The organism is Stenotrophomonas maltophilia group sp. Smal17, assembly GCF_030237045.1.
Taxonomy (GTDB): Bacteria; Pseudomonadota; Gammaproteobacteria; order Xanthomonadales; family Xanthomonadaceae; genus Stenotrophomonas; species Stenotrophomonas forensis.
This window is the reverse complement of the sequence record NZ_JASJSU010000175.1, coordinates 1-1,735: the sequence shown is the minus strand read 5'-3', so window position 1 is coordinate 1,735 and position 1,735 is coordinate 1. Positions and strand designations below refer to the sequence as shown.

Below are 1,735 nucleotides of genomic sequence, written 5' to 3'. Positions count from 1 at the left end.
ACGCAACCTGCAGGTGCCGGCCAGCGGCCGGCACTACCACTACAGTTTCAACATCATCCGCAGCAGGTACATCAGCAGCGGCAGCGCGCTCACGACCGCACCGGCAATGCCGATCCACGGCCAACGCTCGCCGCGCACGCGCGATGCCACGGCAAAGCCGGCACCCACCAGCGCCGCACCCAGCACCGCCACGCCCATCCCCGCGGCCAGGCCATTGCCACCGGCCGCCACCGCCGCCTGTGCAGCCATTGTGCCCGCACCCCAGCCGACCACCATGCCCAGCCAACTGGCCACGCCGCACCACGGTGCCTTGCCCTGCGCCATCCGAAAACCCCTCTTCTCTTGCCGAATTCCTGTACGGGCCATGCCCGCATGCTGCCTACACTAGCCGCACCTGCCCTGTAGGGACATCCCATGCGCACGCTCCGTCTGCTGCTGCCCGGTGCCCTCCTGCTGCTCGCCGCCTGTGACGGTGACGCCGGGCTTCCCTTCTCCGCCGATCCCCTCCAGGGCTGTTTCGCCACCAGCGCGCGCAAGCCCGCCGACTTCCGCATCGAGAAGGAAGGGGGCCAGTACTTCGTCTCCTTCAACCGCGACGGCCAGTGGCAGCGCGAGCCGAACGCCCTGCACAAGGCCAGCAACAGCGAGATCAGCCGCTACTTCCGCGACGATGCCGCGCAGATCGACAGCGCGCTGATCCGCATGGCCGGTGGCTTCGGCATCTTCCATTTCAACAAGGGCGCCACGCTGAAGGGCAAGGCCAGCGACAGCGACTACATGGCGCTGATGCTGATCGGCGCCGGGCCGGTGTATGCGGTGAAGTGCGATTGAGCGATGGATCAACATTCAAACGAATGAGGAAAGTTTGAAATCTGGACAAGCACAGCGCGGGTCACAATCTGAAAACTGAATATTGTTGAGCCTAGTGTCTCCGCAACGCTAGAACGGAGACTCACAAATGAGTAATCGGACGCTGCTCCTGTGTCTCGCAATCGCCGCCACATCGCCTGCATTCGCAGGAACACCATTGAGTATCGACAGAACGGAGCTCAGCCCCAAGGGAGAGATCATCATTGTTCGCCGTACAACTTGGCCAGACTTCGACGGAGGGCAGATTGAAGTTGATCAGCATCTGAAGCCAGATGGATTTGGACGTCTGATCTATCGATACAGCGATCAGTCGGAGGCGACTAAGCTCTATCATCAGGCCTTCTGCGCTTCCATGGATATGGAACCATCTCAAGGGGAGGGGACGATTGAAGGACCAGCAGCAGGCTGGGTATGCACACGTGAAAACACCCCGGGGAATCCAACCTCAAAATTGAATTCGAAGAGTATTGACTGGGTTACGGCAACTGCGCCGAACGGACGCGTGCCTGTGGGAATCTCCTACTACTCAACAGGCCAAATGAACGCAGAAAGCTCTGTCGCCGGAGCCCGAACAGCCACGATTGGCATTGACAACGGAAGGTGCTACCTCAGCGATACACGTCATTACTCATCCCCCTTCTATCTCAGCGAGGGAATTGGCGTCGTCTGCACCGTAAATGAGTCACGATTCGTGAGCACCTCGCTGGACGTGTGCATACCAAAGCAATGCGCATCCAATCGCGGAACTCAGTCCGCCCAGTAGACAACTGATCTTAGGCGGCCTTCAGCCTTCCACTGAAGGCCGTGTCACGGCGTCCCGTCATAATGACTAGCTGCGCTTGCCCATGGGCCGTTTTTTTCAACG

General features: G+C 60.1%; 2 protein-coding genes. One reads left to right on the top strand and one right to left on the bottom strand.

From position 1 onward, the window contains the following. Nucleotides 1–39 precede the first annotated feature (39 nt). The gene (locus tag QRO93_RS21420; protein ID WP_053448635.1) at nucleotides 40–324 is read right to left on the bottom strand and encodes a hypothetical protein; all 285 of its coding nucleotides are present in this window, start codon (nucleotides 322–324) and stop codon (nucleotides 40–42) included. Nucleotides 325–414: 90 nt separating this feature from the next. On the opposite strand from QRO93_RS21420, the gene QRO93_RS21415 reads away from it, so the two are divergent. Beyond that, nucleotides 415–831: a hypothetical protein gene (locus tag QRO93_RS21415; protein ID WP_180880460.1), complete on the top strand. Its 417-nt coding sequence runs from the start codon at nucleotides 415–417 to the stop codon at nucleotides 829–831. The last annotated feature ends 904 nt before the right edge of the window (nucleotides 832–1,735 follow it).

What these genes read in the sequence shown, in the direction of transcription:
- QRO93_RS21420 (WP_053448635.1), bottom strand. Translation starts at nt 324, where the DNA reads ATGGCGCAGGGCAAGGCACCGTGGTGCGGCGTGGCCAGTTGGCTGGGC.
- QRO93_RS21415 (WP_180880460.1), top strand. Translation starts at nt 415, where the DNA reads ATGCGCACGCTCCGTCTGCTGCTGCCCGGTGCCCTCCTGCTGCTCGCC.